The 17,231-nt window shown below is 60.7% G+C and carries 13 protein-coding genes; 2 read left to right on the top strand and 11 right to left on the bottom strand.

Annotation, left to right across the window (positions count from 1 at the left end; translation table 11 throughout):
* Positions 1-168 precede the first annotated feature (168 nt).
* From metR to DBR18_RS24905, 3 genes are all read right to left on the bottom strand, one after another.
* Positions 169-1,086, bottom strand: a complete 918-nt coding sequence (gene metR / locus DBR18_RS24915; RefSeq protein WP_108592310.1) for a transcriptional regulator MetR — start codon at positions 1,084-1,086, stop codon at positions 169-171.
* A 127-nt stretch (positions 1,087-1,213) separates the two neighbouring features.
* Positions 1,214-5,548: a dermonecrotic toxin domain-containing protein gene (locus DBR18_RS24910; protein ID WP_108592309.1), complete on the bottom strand. Its 4,335-nt coding sequence runs from the start codon at positions 5,546-5,548 to the stop codon at positions 1,214-1,216.
* A gap of 104 nt (positions 5,549-5,652) precedes the next feature.
* Positions 5,653-6,726: a dermonecrotic toxin domain-containing protein gene (locus tag DBR18_RS24905; protein ID WP_108592308.1), complete on the bottom strand. Its 1,074-nt coding sequence runs from the start codon at positions 6,724-6,726 to the stop codon at positions 5,653-5,655.
* Between the two features lie 192 nt (positions 6,727-6,918).
* Between DBR18_RS24905 and DBR18_RS24900 the strand changes: the two genes are divergently transcribed.
* Both DBR18_RS24900 and DBR18_RS24890 read left to right on the top strand, forming a co-directional pair.
* Entirely contained in the window at positions 6,919-7,953 is a 1,035-nt protein-coding gene (locus DBR18_RS24900; protein ID WP_108592307.1) for an alpha/beta fold hydrolase, read from the top strand.
* Positions 7,954-8,118: 165 nt separating this feature from the next.
* Positions 8,119-8,787: a DsbA family oxidoreductase gene (locus DBR18_RS24890; protein ID WP_108592306.1), complete on the top strand. Its 669-nt coding sequence runs from the start codon at positions 8,119-8,121 to the stop codon at positions 8,785-8,787.
* A gap of 123 nt (positions 8,788-8,910) precedes the next feature.
* Here DBR18_RS24890 and DBR18_RS24885 read toward each other — a convergent pair whose 3' ends face one another.
* From DBR18_RS24885 to glpD, 8 genes are all read right to left on the bottom strand, one after another.
* Positions 8,911-9,240, bottom strand: coding sequence for a GlpM family protein (locus DBR18_RS24885; protein ID WP_177482435.1), 330 nt, complete (start codon positions 9,238-9,240; stop codon positions 8,911-8,913).
* Positions 9,241-9,248: 8 nt separating this feature from the next.
* Positions 9,249-10,577: a sigma-54 dependent transcriptional regulator gene (locus DBR18_RS24880; RefSeq protein ID WP_108592304.1), complete on the bottom strand. Its 1,329-nt coding sequence runs from the start codon at positions 10,575-10,577 to the stop codon at positions 9,249-9,251.
* Positions 10,574-12,475, bottom strand: coding sequence for a sensor histidine kinase (locus DBR18_RS24875; RefSeq protein WP_108592303.1), 1,902 nt, complete (start codon positions 12,473-12,475; stop codon positions 10,574-10,576). Before DBR18_RS24875 ends, DBR18_RS24880 begins: the two co-directional genes overlap by 4 nt.
* A 146-nt stretch (positions 12,476-12,621) precedes the next feature.
* Entirely contained in the window at positions 12,622-13,356 is a 735-nt protein-coding gene (locus DBR18_RS24870; RefSeq protein ID WP_007963947.1) for an amino acid ABC transporter ATP-binding protein, read from the bottom strand.
* Entirely contained in the window at positions 13,353-14,024 is a 672-nt protein-coding gene (locus DBR18_RS24865) for an amino acid ABC transporter permease (protein ID WP_108592302.1), read from the bottom strand. Before DBR18_RS24865 ends, DBR18_RS24870 begins: the two co-directional genes overlap by 4 nt.
* A complete protein-coding gene (locus DBR18_RS24860; protein WP_057012160.1) occupies positions 14,024-14,770 on the bottom strand; it encodes an amino acid ABC transporter permease in 747 nt (248 codons plus the stop codon). Before DBR18_RS24860 ends, DBR18_RS24865 begins: the two co-directional genes overlap by 1 nt.
* Before the next feature lie 190 nt (positions 14,771-14,960).
* Positions 14,961-15,887, bottom strand: a complete 927-nt coding sequence (locus tag DBR18_RS24855; protein WP_108592301.1) for a glutamate/aspartate ABC transporter substrate-binding protein — start codon at positions 15,885-15,887, stop codon at positions 14,961-14,963.
* A gap of 439 nt (positions 15,888-16,326) precedes the next feature.
* Positions 16,327-17,231, bottom strand: a 905-nt coding sequence (gene glpD, locus DBR18_RS29905) for a glycerol-3-phosphate dehydrogenase (protein ID WP_371921154.1), incomplete at its 5' end; no start/stop codon positions are given.

Raw genomic sequence — 17,231 nt, 5'->3', positions numbered from 1 at the left:
GGCGACGACTACTTCGACAAGATCCACATGTGGCGTGAACTGTGATTGCACGCTGAACCCTTGTGGGAGCGGGCTTGCTCGCGAAGGCGGCAGGTCAGAAAACCGGTTGGCTGCCACACCGCCTTCGCGAGCAAGCCCGCTCCTACAGGGATTTGCAATGGCTGTGATTCAGCGCACCGCACTGACGCCATCGAGTGTCGAGAACGAGGTGTCCTTGGCCGTCAGCAAAAAGTCGCGCATGTACGGGGCATCGAGCATGTCCGCACGAATGGCTGCGTACAGCGTGGCAAACAGGCCCTTTTCACCCAGCCGCTTGGCTTTGACATAACCGCGCGAACTGTACTCGTGCAGCGCCCAGTGCGGCATGCCGCAGACGCCACGGCCGCTGGCAACCAGTTGCATCATCATCACCGTCAGTTCCGAAGTGCGCACCTGCGCCGGTTCGATGTCGGCCGGTTCCAGAAAACGGGTGAAGATATCCAGCCGATCGCGTTCCACCGGATAGGTGATCAGCGTTTCAGTCAGCAGATCTTCGGGGACGATGTACGGCTTGCTTGCCAGTGCATGCTGGTTGGCGACGGCGAGCATGGCCTCATAGGTAAACAGCGGTACATAGGTGATGCCGGCAATTTCCAGCGGGTCGGAGGTCACCACCAGGTCCAGATCACCCCGGGCCAGTGCCGGCAGCGGGGCGAAGGAGAAGCCCGAGGCAAGGTCGAGTTCGACTTCAGGCCAGGCATCACGGAACTGGTCGATGGTCGGCATCAGCCACTGAAAGCAGCTGTGACATTCGATCGCCATGTGCAGGCGCCCGGCAGTGCCCCCGGCCAGACGACTGATGTCGCGCTCGGCGGCGCGCAGCAGCGGCAGGGTCGCATCGGCCAGTTGCAGCAGGCGCAGGCCGGCGCTGGTGAAACGCACGGGTTTGGTCTTGCGCACGAACAAGGGCATGCCCATGCGCTCTTCCAGTTCCTTGAACTGATGAGAGAGCGCCGACTGGGTCAGGTGCAGGCGGTCAGCGGCGTCGACCAGGCTGTCGGCTTCACGCAGGGCATGAAGGGTTTTCAAGTGGCGAATCTCAAGCACCGCTGGCTCCTTCAGTAAAATTCATGATGGTGAGAAGGGTGGTGAGTTTGTCTCATGTTGGGTGGTCTGTCGACCATTGCGACACGCGCTGTCGACGGGTTTCCATCGACAGCGCGGGCGTGTGCGGTCAGTCCTGCGGGAAGTGCTTCAGCGCGCTCGAGCGCTTGTCGATATCACCGAGCGGCAATGTCGGGTCATCGGCGCGAGTCTTGCTGCGGTTTTCAGGCAACTTCAGGTGAGCCTTTTCGAAGTCGAGCAATCTGGCGTTCGGCGATCCATAGTGGAAGTGCGCGTACCACAGCAGTCGAGGAGTGTCCCCCTTGACCCAGACTTCGTATTCCTGAAGGTAATCCGTTCGCCCGTCCTTGCGTTTGCCAAGATTTTTCATGGCCTCTTGCTTGCGGATTTCCACGACATCGTGCTCCACCAGATCATCGAGCATGCCGTTGGTGGGTTTTTTGCTGCGCAGGGTTTGCGCGGTGCGCAGGTCACGGCCCCTGAGCTTGAGTTGTCGGGCCTTGGCTTGCAGTTCAGGGACAAGTTCGTGGGCGGGACGCTGTGAAGCGATTTTCGTCGCGCGCAATTCAAGCTCCCGCGCTTCGCTGACCAACATGTGTTCAAGATTGACCGGCAACATATCCTGGCGCGCATAGCCTTGAACTTTCTGCTCATAAGCGTCCACGGTTTGCAGGCGCTTTCGGGCTTCGAAAACCAGGTTGCCAATGTCCAATGGCGCATGGGTTCCCATAACAGGTGCAGGAGTCGAAAGGCGATACTTGCCCTGGCTGGCAGGCTCCCAGGTTTCGATGTGGCCGGTCATGCCGCGGGTGGTGAATCTGTCTTTGCCGGCCAGCCGGTCGCCAACCAGCCATTGATTGTCTTCGCTCTGGAATAGACCTTTATCGTTGGCTTCGACAGGCTTGGGAGGCTTGTTTTTGTTGATGATCTTGCGGGCACGATCGCTGATCTCTTCCAGATTTTTGAGCAGTTGGGTGAAAATTTCCTGGTTGAAATAGGGCTCGTAGCCGGCTTGCCACGCCTTCATTTGCACCTGAAATCGTTCGTACTCCGCGATGCAGGAGGTCAGCATCTGCTTGATTCTGGCCCGACCGCTTTTGATCAGGCGCACGGACTGCTGAGCCATCAATACGCGGTGCATATGCTGGGTTGCAGATTCCAGCTGAGGATGCAGATGAAACCAGGATGCATCACCAATCATTGAGTGGCGCTCAAGCATCGACAGCAGTTGCGAAGCCCGGAAAATCATCATGTTGCCTTTGGTAGGGTGGTTATCCACCAAATCCAGGGCGTCACGGAGTTCTGTTTTCTGAGTTCTGGTAATTTTCTTGCGCCACTCTTTTATGTCGACGACCGCCTCGTCCATGATGTCGAATTCTTTCAATACCCTCAGTTGGGCGTCATCACGCTCCTTGAGCAAGCGCTGGGCGCTCGACAGATCGAGTTCAGTGTCCAATCGATCGGTCAATTCAGCGCTACGGTCCATCCAGCTCACGCTGCGGAGTCTGGCTTTGTACCAGCGCTGAAGGGAGACCCGGGTCACGTTGAGGGCGTAGACCTTGATGTTGTTTTCAACGACTGTCTTTCTCGGCCCAAGAGAGAACACAGCCAGGTCATTGAAGTCCTGATGCAGGCGCTTTGCGTCAATTACCAATTTCTTCTCCTGCGCATCCAGCTCTGGCCCCAGGGAAAGCTTGCCTGCATCGTTGGCACGCTCATAGCGTTCCCGGAGCTGCTCGATCTTGTGGCTAAGCTGGCTTGCAGCCTGGCGGTCGGCATCAACTTGACTGACCCGCAGCTCCCGGCGGCGGTACGCTCTGTCGGCAAACCAGCGCGGCAACCAGCGACGGATCGCTGCCGGCCACAGCGGATCCAGGCCTTCTGCCAGGTGCCCGAGTACCTGGCCACCCCCGGCCAGTCCGCCGTCGAATATCGTACCGTGTACCGCGTAATGGGTGTCCCAGCGTCCATCTGCATCGAGCGCGACGGGCTGCCTGTAACTTTTCAGGCGCGTGCCTTTGAGGCGCAGGGTGCGACCGTCAAGCACGACCTGATAGGTCTTGCCCTCGCGAACGATGAAGTCACCGTCGGCGTGCCGGTAGACATTGCGATACAAACCGCTGGTTGCAGGTTGCAGGCCGCTCAGGGAAATGTCGCCCTCATAGACGTAACCGTCGAACCGCGCTGCAATGTGCCGCGCCTGACGAGCAGAAGGTATTTGCAGGTGGGCGGGGTTGGCGAACGTCTGGCGCAACTGCCGTTGCACGGTATTGCCCCGGGCCGCGCCTGATGCCAACACGGCGCTGGGCAACAGGTCCATGGCCGCGTCGATCAGCGACAACAGCACGGCGTTGATCTCGGCCATGCCCCGTTTGTGCTCGCCTGCGGAAAACTCCCTCACCGCCTGGTTGGCGCTGGTCCAGACGTCGTACAGACCGATCGCTGTGCCGACGAAGGGCACGAAGCCGAGCGCCATTTTCAGATAGCCGTACAGGCGCACACCCTTGAGGGCGTATTGCGCCCGGTACAGATCGTCATTGGAGCGCGAAGTGCGGCGATGGGCTTCAATCAGGCGACCCATTTCGGCGTCGAGCAAGTGGCTGGCCAGCGAGGTGTGTGCCGGCCACGACTGACCGATGCCGATCAGGCCATCGAAATGCAGGAGGACAGCCCGGTCGATACGGGCGCGATGCCGCTGCGGCGTACCGATCAGCGCCCTGCCGGCGAGGTAATCGACCATCTTGATGTGCAGGCACAGATTGAACAGCCCTCTGCGTGCCTGCTCCAGCGTGGCGAATGAACGCAGACACCGTCCGTCGGGGCTGTCGGGCAGATAGAGCAGGGTGCTGCCGCGTACCTGTTCTTCGATGAAGGTCACGCCTGAAAGGGTGGTGGGCAAGTCCTCGGTGTCGACTCCCCCCACGGTCAGATACGCCGGGTGCAGCACGATCCGCTTGCCGGGCGGTTGCCAGGCCTGCGGCGAGCTGGCGTCGATGGCAGTCAACAGCGTTTGCAGTTGATCGGCGTTGAGGATGCGTTCGGCGTGCGCCATATGGCCCTGGATCTGCAACAACAGGCGGTGTGGCTCGAGCAGACACTCGCGACGGTAATCGCGCTCGAAGCGCGGTTCAGTCACCAGCCCCCGGTAGACCGAGCGGATCAGGTCTTCGTAACGCTGAGCCAGATTCAGATCCTTGACCATCTGTTGCAGATATGGCCCGGTGATGCCTTCGCGCAGGCGGGTGTGGTCGGCCGCAATGTCGGCCGTGATGAGGGGCTTCCCGAAGGCCAGCCGCTCGCTCACCGACTCGTCGATGTTGAGCAGCGCCAATTCGTGCATCGCCAGGATGCTGCGGGCCTTGCCGGGAATCCAGACCGTTTTGGTCGGTGTGCCCGGTGTGGCACCGGCAATAAATTGCTGCTCGGTGCTCACCGAGTCTGGCAAGTCGAAGCTGACCGTGAACGCGCCCTCGAGCGCAAAGTCCTGGCGCAGACGGGCGGTCACGTGTTTGCTGGCGAAGTCGGTGGCGCTGGGCAAGTTCAGATCGTGCAGGCTTTCGGCATTTTGCAGCGCCAGAATCTGGCGTTCGATCAGCGCTTTGAGTCGCTCGCGCTCAGCCGTGCTCACCCGCGCCAGCCACGCCGGTAACTGGCTGGCCAGCAAGCCGCTGCGCTGCTGTTCGATCAACAGGTCGAGGGCTCGTTCGCGGGCATTGTTGATCGGTACTTGCAGGCGCGAAATGGTTTGCTCGCCGAGGGTTTGCAGTTCTGCTTTGAGCTGCTCTGCCTGTTGCGGGTCGGCAAATTGCGAGCGCAGATCGGCGGCCTGCCATTCAAATGCCATGTGTTGGGCGCGCAGGCCGGATTCCAGTGCATCGTCATTGATTTCGCCAAGGTGCAGGATGTGTTCAGTGTCGCCCGGCAGAATGTAGAACAGCTCACGTTGCATCGCCTGGCGTGAGGCAAAGCGTTGCAGGCCGCCACCATGCCCGGGCCAGTAGAGCAACAGGCTGCCGGGGTTGTCAGGGCTGGAGAAAACGGCGCGCTCGGCGAACACCAGCACGCCCTCCAGCACTACATACCGGCTGGGCTCTGCTCCGCCGCGTGGCTCGCTGCCAAGCTGTAGCGATGCAACGGCGGCGGTGCCCGTGCGATCCGTGCGTTTCGGATGACTGAGCACCGCCTCGAGCACTGCCAGCTCTGCTGCGCTGATTTGCCCAAGCAGATGTTGAATACCGGCCTCGATACGCAGTGCCTCAAGCCTGGACCGATACAAGGCCGTGAACTGGGTGTCGATGGTCGGTTTGTCGTAAACGCCCGAGCGGTGGATCAGTGCCCGTGCTGCTTCAAAAGTCACGCGCTGCTGTTGATGCAGCCGGTACAGGCGTTGTTCCAGATCCTCCAGTTGCGCAGACCTCGGCGCGAGCGAAAATGTCTCGCCCAAAAACCTCTGCAATATCTGACTCTGCTGCTCTATGGCATTGCGTTGTCGTTGCAGACTGATTTCGGCGCTCAGATGGGCGAACGGTATGTCTGACGGCTCGCTGGTCAGTGTGCTGATGAGGGGGGGGATGGCATGGCGAACACGGTGTCGGCGCGACGCTTGAGATCCTGCTCGTCGGCAGCCTCCAGATATTGCCCGATCAGGTCGATGTGCGCCTCTGCATTAAGGGGCGCCTGATCGCCCTCGACGGGACTTGCGGCGCGCAGTTGTGTGTCCAGTTGAAACTCAAGCACCTGGCGCGCTCCGCTCCTCAGCGCATGGGTGTGCAGTGCATGGTCGAGCGGGCCTCGCAAAAGTCTGTCGTCAATGACCAGGTGCTTGTGGTTTGTCAGCAACCAGTCTTGCAGATCGCTGCGCTGCCTGAAGGTGCTCACTGCCGGGTTTTGAGTGGGCAGGTACAGCAATTGCGCGCCGGTTTGATCAGTGCCCAGGGTCAAAACCCAGGCGCCCGCCGGCGCATCGGCCCTTGAGCCTTTCTGTAGCGCAAGTTGTTCGATGCACACTTGCTGGCCGACAAGCGTCGGCCAGTCCGGCAGCACAGCCTGCAGGCATTTGAGTTGCTCTGCCGGCAACGGCCCGTTGGCGAAGGTATGCTGCGCGCTGGCTTCAAGGTGGCTGCGATAGAGTTGTTCGACTCGCTGTCTGCGAGAGACGGCGGTGCCCGGAGCGCGGTCATCCCACCAGGCATTCCAGCGCAGGGTCAGGTGTTGTACCAGATCCAGCGTCTGCAGCTGCTGCAACAGTTGCCGGGTGGGCAAGCTGCCTCCCGGCCCCGTGATGTGGCTCAGACGAGCCTGCAAGATGCTTTGGTCGGGATGACGGGCCAGGTAGGCAAAAACCTGAGTGAGGCTGAACTGCCGCACCGAGTGTTCCGAGGCTGGAAAAAAGTGAAAGATGACCTGATCGCTGTCCAGTTGCAGCTGCTGGCGGATCAAGTCGTGGATTGCGTCCCGCACGCCTGGGCTGGTGGCGAACAGATCCCGCATGTGCTCGCAGCATTCGCGCCAGCGCGCCCTGGCGCTGAGCAGCAGGCCTTCATTCCGAGGGGCGAACAGGGCAGGCGCCGCAAGGTCGAGGCGGGTTTCGGGGGGCGAGTTGATTTGCAGATTCTGAGGCATTACCGATGACTCCTGTTGAGGATGACGCTCATTGAGCGCGCCTCGCCGGGAGTCGTGGCGGTACATAGTTACCGCGTGCGGCTACGACCGCTGGGCAATCTTCATCAAACTGTCACGCAACTGTGGCAGCGCGCTTGAACAAACTTCATCAGACTCGCGCTCTACTGGGGTTCTGCGTTTCGGTGTTTTTTCATGATCAAAAGCTTTTTTTCGCTCGCGGCCGTTCTGGTCGCGTTTTTATTCGGTGCACCATCGTTCGCGGCCGCGCGTTGCGATGTGAATGTGCCGACCGAGCATGTCGACCTGCAACAAGTGAGCATTGCCTACCAAAGCATTGGCCGGGCGTCGGATCCGGCGCTGTTGCTGGTCATGGGCCTGGGCGGCCAGTTGATCCACTGGCCCGACGAAGTGGTGGTGGCGCTGTGTCAGCAGGGCTTTCGGGTGATCCGCTATGACAACCGCGATGTCGGCCTGTCGACCTGGCGTCAGGCGCCGGTCGAGGCCAACCTGACGTTTGAGGTGCTGCGTTACAAGCTCGGATTGCCGGTGTCGGCGCCCTATTCGCTGACCGACATGGCCGACGATGCGCTGGGTTTGATGGACGCGCTGCATATCGACCAGTTTCACGTGCTGGGCGCCAGCATGGGCGGGATGATCGCCCAGCATCTGGCGGCGATGGCACCGCAACGGGTGGAGAGCCTGACGCTGATCATGACCAGTTCCGGCGCCGAAGGTTTGCCGGCGCCCAGTGCTGCACTGGTGCAACTGCTGGCCCGACGCGGCGCGCCGAATCGCGAGGTGGCGCTGGAACAGCAGGCCGATCTGCTGGCGGCGCTGGGCAGCCCTTCGGTCACTGATGATCGACAAGCGTTGCTGCATCAGGCTGCCTTGGCCTACGACCGGGCGTTCAACCCTGAAGGCGTGAAGCGCCAGATCATGGCGATCCTCGCCGAGCCGAGCCGGGTGGCGTTACTCAATCAGCTGCGGGTGCCGACGCTGGTGGTGCACGGCACGGCCGATCCGTTGCTGCCGGTGATGCATGGCGTGCACCTGGCGGCGCACATCCGTGGCAGTCAGCTGAAACTGATTCCGGGGCTGGCCCACCGTTTTCAAGAGGCGTTCAAGGCGCCGTTGCTGGCGGCGGTGTTGCCGTATCTGCAACAGCATCGTGAAGACACCTCGCACTGGGCGCAGATCGAGCCAGTGGCGGCGGGAAATCTGTTGTAACCGGGTCGGCCCCAGGCTCACTCCTGCACTGGCATGCATCCTCTGTAGGAGCTGCCGAAGGCTGCGATCTTTGGCTTTTAAAAATCAAAAGATCGCAGCCTTCGGCAGCTCCTACAGGTGTATCTTTCAGACTTTGCGATGTGCGTTATGCCCGCGAGGTGTGTGATGAGTTCCGCTTTGAAAATCGATTTTGTCAGCGACGTCTCCTGCCCGTGGTGCGTCGTCGGTCTGTATGGCTTGCTGCAGGCGCTGGAGATTCTGCGCAATGAAGTGCAGGCCGAGATTCATTTCCAACCGTTCGAACTGAACCCGAAAATGGGCCGGGACGGGCAGAACATCACCGAACACATCAGCGAAAAATATGGCTCGACCCCGGAGCAGTCACAGAAAAACCGCGAAGCGATTCGTGCCCGTGGCGCCGACGTCGGGTTTGCCTTTCGCACCGATGGCAACAGCCGCATCTACAACACCTTTGATGCGCACCGCCTGCTGCATTGGGCCGGGCTGGAAGGTGCGCAGTTGCCGTTGAAAGAAGCGCTGTTCAAGGCCTATTTCACGGATGGCGGCAATCCGTCCGATCACGCGCAACTGGCGCAGATTGCCGAAAACGTGGGCCTTGATCGACAGCGTGCCGAGGCGATTCTGGCCAGCGACGAATTTGCCGATGAAGTGCGCGAAGAAGAGCAACTGTGGCTGCAGCGCGGCGTGAGTTCAGTGCCGACCGTGGTGTTCAACGGTCAGTACGCGGTGACGGGCGGGCAACCGGTGGACACCTTTGTCGGGGCGATCCGGCAGATCATGAGCGAAACCCGGGGCGGCACCGTCAACAACTGAATGCCAACCCGGGGCACCGTCAACAACTGAATCCCAACCCTGTAGGAGCTGCCGCAGGCTGCGATCTTTTGCCTTTAAAAGAGCAGGATCAAAAGATCGCAGCCTGCGGCAGCTCCTACAGGGTCAACTGTGCAGGCGCACCCACACCGAAACCAGCACGGTGGCGGCGATCAACCACGCGACAACCGCCACCGCCAGTGACGCCTCCAGGCGCATCCGGTCAACCATCACGTACAGCGTCGCCAGATAGATGAAGTACGGAATGATCGACCACATGCCGAACACGATGGTCGCCTTCAGATCATCGACCGAACGGCCCTTGCCGACGATGTAATGGGCGATCAGGGCAAAGGTCGGAAACAGCGGCACCAGCCCGGCGATGTAATAGTTTCGGGTCTTCGACAGTGCCGCGAGAATCACCACCACTGCCGCGCCAAGTGCTGCTTTGAGAATCAGATCCATCAGTGGCTCAACCCGTACTTTTTCACTTTGTCGAACAGTGTGGTCTTGGCCATGCCCAGTTCCAGGCTGGCCTGGGTCAGGTTGCCGCCGCTGCGTTGCAAGGCATCGTTGAGCAGGTTGCGCTCGAAGGCTTCCACTGCTTCGGCGAACGCCAGACCCTGGCTGCCGCTGCCGGCGCCGGATTTCTTGAACGCCGGCAGGCCGAGGGCAAAGCGCTCGGCGACGTTGCGCAGTTCGCGCACGTTGCCCGGCCAGTCGTGGCTCATCAGGTTCGACAGGGTCTGGTTGTCCAGCTCGGGCAGGGCGCGGTCGAAACGCAGCGCCGACTGCTGGGTGAAGTGCTCGAACAGTTGCAGGATGTCTTCACGGCGCTCGCGCAGTGGCGGCAGCTCCAGCGTCACCACGTTGAGGCGGTAGTACAAGTCGCTGCGGAAATCGCCGGCCTTGCTCGCTTCGTCGAGGTCGGATTTGGTCGCCGCAATCACCCGGCAATCCACCGCCACGCTCTGGTTCGAACCGAGGCGTTCGAGGGTGCGTTCCTGCAACACGCGCAGCAGTTTGATCTGCAAGGGCAGGGGCATGCTTTCCACTTCATCGAGGAACAGCGTGCCGCCGTCGGCGTGTTCGATCTTGCCGATGCGCCGTTTGCCGGCACCGGTGAAGGCGTTGGCCTCGTGACCGAAAATTTCGCTTTCGAACAGATTTTCCGGCAGGCCGCCGCAGTTCAGCGCGACGAACTGCTTGCTGTGGCGGCGACTGAAGTCGTGCAGGCAACGGGCGACCAGTTCCTTGCCGGTGCCGGTCTCGCCTTCGATCAATACGTTGGCCGAGGTGTCGGCGACGTTGGCGATCAGCTCGCGCAGGTTCTGCATGGCGGGCGAACGCCCGATGATCCGGCCTTCGAGGGAGTCGCGTTCGGCCAGTTGCCGCCGTAGCGACGAGACTTCCCGGGCCAGGCTGCGTTGCTCCAGTGCACGGCGGGCGACGTCCACCAGCCGCTCCGGGGAGAATGGCTTTTCCATGAAGTCGTAGGCGCCTTTCTGCATCGCGCCGACCGCCATGGAGATATCGCCATGACCGGTGATCAACACCACCGGCAGACTACGGTCGCGTTGCTTGAGGCGGGTCAGCAGTTCGAGGCCATCGATGCCGGGCAGGCGAATGTCACTGATGACGATGCCGGCAAAGTTGTCGCTGACCCGCTCCAGCGCTTCTTCGGCACTGCCGACGCCGATGCAGGGAATGTCTTCCAGGGTCAGCGCCTGCTGGCAGCCGAGCAGCACATGGGGGTCGTCTTCGACGATCAGCACACTAAGGTCGTGGTTCATATTGGCTCGGCAGAATCAGGGCTTACCAACGGTAAACTGAGGACGAAGGTGGTGCCACCGCTGGCCGGGTGTTCGACACCCAGGTGCCCGCCGGTGGCGGCGGCGAGGCTGGCGGAGAGGGTCAGGCCGAGGCCCAGACCCTGCTCGCCGGGTTTGGTGGTGAAAAACGGCTCGAACAGATGCTTGCGCGCCTCGGCATCGACCCCGTGGCCGTTGTCGCGCACCCGCAGGCGATATTTGCCGTTGAACGCTTCGCCCTCCAGCCACAGCTGCGGCAAGGGCTGCGCCTGCATGGCGTCGAGGGCGTTACCGATCAGGTTGACCAGAATCTGTTCGAGGCGGGTCTGGTCGATCTGCACCTGCACGTCGCTGAACTGCCGGTGCAGGTGCAGCGCCATGCTGTCCACCCGCGCCCCGAGCAATTGCAGCGCAGCATCCACCGCTTTGCCGAGACTGGCCTGACCCTTGTCGTCGCCGCGACGGGCGAACGAGCGCAGGCTGGCGGTGATCCGGCCCATGCGGTCGATCAGGTCGTTGATGGTCTTGAGGTTGGTGCTGGCGACGTCGAGCTGGCCACGTTCCAGAAAGCGGATGGTATTGCCCGACAGGGTGCGCATCGCTGCCAGCGGCTGGTTCAGTTCGTGGGCGATGCTGGTGGACATCTGGCCAATGGCTGCGAGTTTGCCGGCCTGCACCAGTTCGTCCTGGGCCCGGCGCAGGGTTTCTTCGGCCTGGCGCCGCTCGCGGATCTGGCTCTTGAGCCGTTCATTGCTGGCGCGCAGGTCGCCGGTGCGTTCGGTAATCCGACGCTCCAGCTGATTGTTGGCTTCCTGCAAGGCTTCGCGGGCGGCGAGGCGGGTGGCAATGACCTTGCGCCGCTCGTTCCAGGCGATCAGCAGAAACGCCACCAGGGCGAAGGCCACGGCCACCAGAATGCCCTGATTGATCGCTTCACGGCGCAAGTCCTGCAACGGCGTGAGCAGGGTGAAATTCCACGGTGTGTCGTTCAGCGGCCGGGTCTGCGCCAGATAGCTGATGCTGTCGTCATCGGCGCTCAATTCGCTGTTGGCCGGGAAGGTCAGTTTCTCCACGCCTTCGGCCAGGGTTTCGCGGGCCAGCGGTTGCAGTTCGTTGAGCGGGAACCAGTAGTACTGCAGGCTGCGCGCGAGTTTTTCTTTGGTTTCATCACTGAGCGGTATCACCGATTTGAGGCGTCGCGCCGGATCGCTGGAGAGAATGATGATGCCGTTCTCGTCGCTGACGAAGGCTTCCAGGCGGGCGCGCTGCCAGCGTTCTTCCAGGGCTTCGAGACGCACCTTGACCACGGCGACGCCGATGATCTTGCCGTGTTCTTCCAGGCCATGAGCGAGGTAGTAACCGGGCTCGCCGCTGGTGCTGCCGATGCCGTAGAACCGTCCCGGTTCGCCGCGCACGGCTTTCTGGAAATAGGCGCGGAAAGACAGGTCTTCACCGAGATAACTGTCGACGTCGCGCCAGTTGCTGGTGGCCATCACGCGGCCGGTGGTGTCCATGACGTAGATGGCCCGACTGCGGCTGCGCCGGTTCAGGCCCTCAAGGTAAGCATTGACCGTTTGCCGGTGTTCCGGGGTCGGGTCGGCCAGCAGTTGCGGGACACTGGTTTCCAGTTCCAGCAGGCTGGGCAGGTAGGTGTATTTGCTCAGTTCGCTTTCGACCGTGCGCGCGTGCAGTTCGAGCTGACGCTGGCCGTTTTCGCTGAGGCTGCGGATGCCGAAGTGTTCACTGGTCCAGAAGCCGGCGTAACCCAGGCCGATCATCAGGACAATGATCAGCGGCGGCAGGAACAGATGGCGAATCAGACGGGGCTTCACGGCAAGTGATGGCGGCGCTGCGCGATAGAGATTGGGGTCGCATTTCATCACAGTTGCCTTGGGTCAACCACCACCACAAACCTCACCAATCTCCTGTAGGAGTTGCCGCAGGCTGCGATCTTTTGCTGTTGCTTTGTAAAGGCAAAAGATCGCAGCCTGCGGCAGCTCCTACAGAGAGAGCGGCGGTGTTGCTTTTAGTGCTGCAGGATTTTCTCGAGGAAATGCTGCGCGCGTTCGGAGCGGGCGCTGATGTCGCCGAAGAATTCCTCTTTCGGGCAGTCTTCGATGATCTTGCCGGCGTCCATGAAGATCACGCGGTCAGCCACTTTGCGGGCGAAGCCCATTTCGTGGGTCACGCACATCATGGTCATGCCTTCGTGGGCCAGTTGCACCATCACGTCGAGCACTTCGTTGACCATTTCCGGATCGAGCGCCGAGGTCGGTTCGTCGAACAGCATGACGATCGGGTCCATCGCCAGCGCACGGGCAATCGCCACACGCTGCTGCTGACCGCCGGACAGTTGCCCCGGGTGCTTGTGGGCATGGGCCGACAAGCCGACGCGCTCGAGCAGTTGCAGACCTTTTTTGGTCGCTTCTTCCTTGCTGCGGCCCAGCACCTTGATCTGCGCGATGGTCAGGTTTTCGGTGATGGTCAGGTGCGGGAACAGCTCGAAATGCTGGAACACCATGCCGACGCGCGAGCGCAGTTTCGGCAGGTTGGTCTTGGAGTCGGCAATCGAGGTACCGTCGACGACGATGTCGCCCTTCTGGAACGGCTCCAGCGCGTTGACGCACTTGATCAGGGTCGACTTGCCCGAACCCGACGGGCCGCAGACCACGATCACTTCGCCTTTCTTGACCTCGGTGCTGCAATCAGTCAGCACCTGGAAGTCCCCATACCACTTGTTGATGTTTTTGATAGAGATCATACGGCGAACCTTTTTTGCAGACGCTTGACCAGCAGCGAGGCGGAAAAGCTGATGATGAAGTAGACGACACCGGCGAAGATCAGGAACTCGTTGGAACGACCGATGATGTCGCCGCTGGAACGGGCGGAGTTGAGGAAGTCCACCAGGCCCACGGTGTAGACCAGCGAGGTGTCCTGGAACAGGATGATCGATTGTTGCAGCAGCAACGGGGTCATCTTGCGGAACGCCTGGGGCAAGATGATCAGACGCATGGTCTGGCCATAGGTCATGCCCATCGCTTGCGCGGCGGCCATCTGGCCTTTGGGGATCGACTGCACGCCAGCCCGGACGATCTCACAGAAGTACGCGGCTTCGAACATCATGAAAGCCACGACGCAGGAGGTGAACGCGCCGATCGGGGTGTCTTCGCCGGTGATCCAGCGCAGCACGAACGGCACCGCCAGGTAGAACCAGGTGATCACCAGCAGCAGCGGGATCGAGCGGAAGTAGTTCACGTAGGCGCCGGCGACGCGCGACAGCAGTTTGCTCGACGACAGGCGCATCAGTGCAAGGATGGTCCCCAGCACGATGCCGCCGATCACCCCCATGACCATCAACTGCAAGGTCATGAGCATGCCGTTCCATAGGCCCGGGATCGCGGGGATGATGCCGCTGAAATCGAAGTCCATTATTTACCCCCCACGGAGATCAGGCCGGGCACTGCGACTTTCTTCTCGACCATGCGCATCAGCAACATCAGGCTCATGTTCAGGGTGAAGTAGATCAGCGTGGCCAGGGTGAAGGCTTCAAACAGGTTGGCCGAGAACTCGGCGGTCTGCTTGGTTTGCGCCAGCAGTTCCATCAGGCCGATCAGGGACGCCACGGAGGAGTTCTTGAAGACGTTGAGGAATTCCGAGGTCAGCGGCGGAATGATGATGCGGTAGGCCTGGGGCAGCAGCACGTTCCAGTAGATCTGCGGCAGCTTGAAGCCCATGGCGCGGGCGGCGGATTCCTGGCCGCGTGGCAGCGCCTGGATGCCGGTGCGCACTTGCTCGCAGACCCGGGCGGCGGTGAACAGGCCCAGGCACACGACAACGCTCAGGTAGGCCGAGGTGGTCGGGTTCAGATCCTGTTTGTACCAGTCCTGCAGGTTCTGCGGCAGCAGATCGGGTACCAGGAAGTACCAGATGAACAGCTGCACCAGCAGCGGCACGTTGCGAAACAGTTCGACGTAGCAGGTCGCGATGCCCGATACGATGCGGTTTGGCACGGTGCGCATGACCCCCAGAATGGAGCCCAGCAGCAAGGCGATAATCCATGCCACGACAGCGATGGCAATGGTCCAGCCCAGGCCGGCGATGTACCAGTCGAGATAAGTCTCGCTGCCAACGCCAGTGGACTTGAAGAACACGCCCCAGTCCCAGTTGTAATTCATTAGGGTCTCCCCTCGAGATCGATCGATGTACAAGCACCCGCTTGGGGAAAATCCTTTCCCGTCCGACGTTGAACGCCGGGCACACGCGATCGGCTCGAAAACCGCCAGGTCGAGTGTTCCACTGTGAAACCAGCAGGTAACAGACGCCTGAGGGAGGGTGGCTCCCTCAGGTGATAAGGTTAGTCAGGAATCAGATTTTTACGTCAGGCGCCGGCTTGTCGCTCGGGTTGGCAATCAGTTCCTTGACCTTATCGCTCATCGGGAAGTTGAGGTTCAGGCCTTTTGGTGGAATCGGGCTCTCAAACCACTTGCTGTAGATCTTGTTGATCTCGCCCGATTTGTACAGGCCAACGATGGCGTCATCCACAGCCTTCTTGAAGGCCGGGTCGTCCTTGCGAACCATGCACGCGTAGGCTTCGAAGGATTGCGGAGTACCGGTGATGACCCAGTCGTCCGGCTTCTTGGCCTTGGCTTCTTCGCCGGCCAGCAGGGCGTCGTCCATCATGAAGGCAACGGCGCGGCCGCTTTCGAGCATGTTGAAGGATTCGCCGTGGTCCTTGGCGGAGATGATGTTCATGCCCATCTGCTTGTCGGCGTTCATCGCTTTGATGATGCGCTCGGACGTGGTGCCGGCGGTGGTCACGACGTTTTTGCCTTTGAGGTCGGCAAAATCAGCGAAGGACGGCTTGCCATCCTTGCCTTTCTTGACCAGCAGACGGGTGCCGATTTCGAAGATGTTGACGGTGAAGTCGACTTGCTGGGCGCGTTCGGCGTTGTTGGTGGTGGAGCCGCACTCGATATCCGCGGTGCCGTTCTGGATCAGCGGGATACGGGTTTGCGAGGTCACCAGGTTGTATTTGACCTGCAGGTCTGGCTTGTTCAGGTCTTTTTTCAGGGCTTCAACGATGGCCACTTGAATGTCGTGGGAGTAGCCCACTGGCTTGCCGGAAGCATCCGCGATGTAGGAAAACGGGATGGAGCTGTCGCGGTGAGCGAGGGTGATGGTGCCCGAATCGTTGATTTTCTTCAGGGTGCCGGTGAGTTCGGCGGCGAAAACTGGCGTGCTGATCAGAGCGGCCGCAATGGCTGCGCCCAGGATATGGGGAACGATGCGCATCAAATTTTCCTCGAATTGTTTTTTTTATGGAGCCAGTTCGTCGGCCCTTTTGTGCTTCGAATGCCTGACGGCTCCTGAAGTGTTGGCACGGCAGGCATTCGTCGAGAGAGTGTAGAGCATGAGTCGTGCCAGAGCAGTCGCTAGTGGCTAATTGCTTGATTAATAAGGTGATTAAAGTTTTGTGTCGGTATTTTTGGCTGAAACTGATCCGGTTAACCGAATTGACCGCAAGGTCGCGTTCGGAAAACCGAACACAGTTCAGTGAGAATCGATGCCCTGTAGGAGTGAGCCTGCTCGCGATAGCGGTCGAGCAGTCAAATGGAGGGAGCCTGATGCACTGCTATCGCGAGCAGGCTCACTCCTACAGGGAAGGTGTACGCCCCATAAAAAAGCCCCTGAATCATGAGATTCAGGGGCTTCGTTTCAAGCGAGGTTCAAATCATGCCGCTTCAATCTTGCGGTTCTGCTCGACCTTGCCCAGGTATGCCGCCAGTTTCTCCTGCTCGGCCGGGGTGGTGAACAGGCCCAGTTTGCTGCGACGCCAGAGGATGTCGTGAGCGGTGGTGGCCCATTCTTCGCTGCACAGGTAATCGACTTCACGGGTGTAGAGCCCGCCGCCAAGGTGTTCGCCCATGTCATTCAGCGACTCTACGCCTTCGAGCATGCGCCAGGTGCGGCTGCCGTAGGTAGTGGCCCAGCGGCGGGCGATCTCGGTGGGCACGAAGTCGAACTTGTCGCGAATCTGCGCGCTCAAGGCTTGCGGCGTGGTCATGTCTTCGCCGCCGGGCAGTGTCGCGGTGGCGGTCCAGCTCGGGCGCATCTGGGTGAAATACGGCATCAACTGGGCCATCGCCGACTCGGCGAGTTTGCGGTAGGTGGTCAGCTTGCCGCCGAACACCGACAGCAGTGGCGCTTCTTCGCCGCCGCCAGAGAGGGCCAGCGTGTAGTCGCGGGTCACGGCCGACGGATTGTCGGATTCGTCGTTGCACAGCGGACGGACGCCCGAGTAGCTGTGCTGGATATCGTCGCGGCTGATCTGCTTCTTGAAGTGAGCGTTGACCACTTTGAGCAGGTAATCGGTTTCGCCGTCGGTGATTGCCACTTTCGCCGGGTCGCCGGTGTATTCACGGTCGGTGGTGCCGATCAGGGTGAAGTGATTCAGGTACGGAATGGTGAAAACGATGCGCTGATCCTCGTTTTGCAGGATGTGCGCGTGATCGCCTTCGTACAGTTTCGGCACGATGATGTGGCTGCCCTGAATCAGACGGATACCGTACGGCGATTCCATTTTCAGGTCGTCACGGATGAACTTGGCGACCCACGGGCCGGCAGCGTTCACCAGTG

Origin of the sequence: Pseudomonas sp. HMWF021 (assembly GCF_003061005.1) — a bacterium.
Classification (GTDB): domain Bacteria; phylum Pseudomonadota; class Gammaproteobacteria; order Pseudomonadales; family Pseudomonadaceae; genus Aquipseudomonas.
This window is presented reverse-complemented; position numbering and strand designations above follow the sequence as displayed.

What these genes read in the sequence shown, in the direction of transcription:
- DBR18_RS24905 (WP_108592308.1), bottom strand. Translation starts at nt 6,726, where the DNA reads ATGCCTCAGAATCTGCAAATCAACTCGCCCCCCGAAACCCGCCTCGAC.
- DBR18_RS24900 (WP_108592307.1), top strand. Translation starts at nt 6,919, where the DNA reads ATGATCAAAAGCTTTTTTTCGCTCGCGGCCGTTCTGGTCGCGTTTTTA.
- DBR18_RS24890 (WP_108592306.1), top strand. Translation starts at nt 8,119, where the DNA reads ATGAGTTCCGCTTTGAAAATCGATTTTGTCAGCGACGTCTCCTGCCCG.
- DBR18_RS24880 (WP_108592304.1), bottom strand. Translation starts at nt 10,577, where the DNA reads ATGAACCACGACCTTAGTGTGCTGATCGTCGAAGACGACCCCCATGTG.
- DBR18_RS24875 (WP_108592303.1), bottom strand. Translation starts at nt 12,475, where the DNA reads ATGAAATGCGACCCCAATCTCTATCGCGCAGCGCCGCCATCACTTGCC.
- DBR18_RS24870 (WP_007963947.1), bottom strand. Translation starts at nt 13,356, where the DNA reads ATGATCTCTATCAAAAACATCAACAAGTGGTATGGGGACTTCCAGGTG.
- DBR18_RS24865 (WP_108592302.1), bottom strand. Translation starts at nt 14,024, where the DNA reads ATGGACTTCGATTTCAGCGGCATCATCCCCGCGATCCCGGGCCTATGG.
- DBR18_RS24860 (WP_057012160.1), bottom strand. Translation starts at nt 14,770, where the DNA reads ATGAATTACAACTGGGACTGGGGCGTGTTCTTCAAGTCCACTGGCGTT.
- DBR18_RS24855 (WP_108592301.1), bottom strand. Translation starts at nt 15,887, where the DNA reads ATGCGCATCGTTCCCCATATCCTGGGCGCAGCCATTGCGGCCGCTCTG.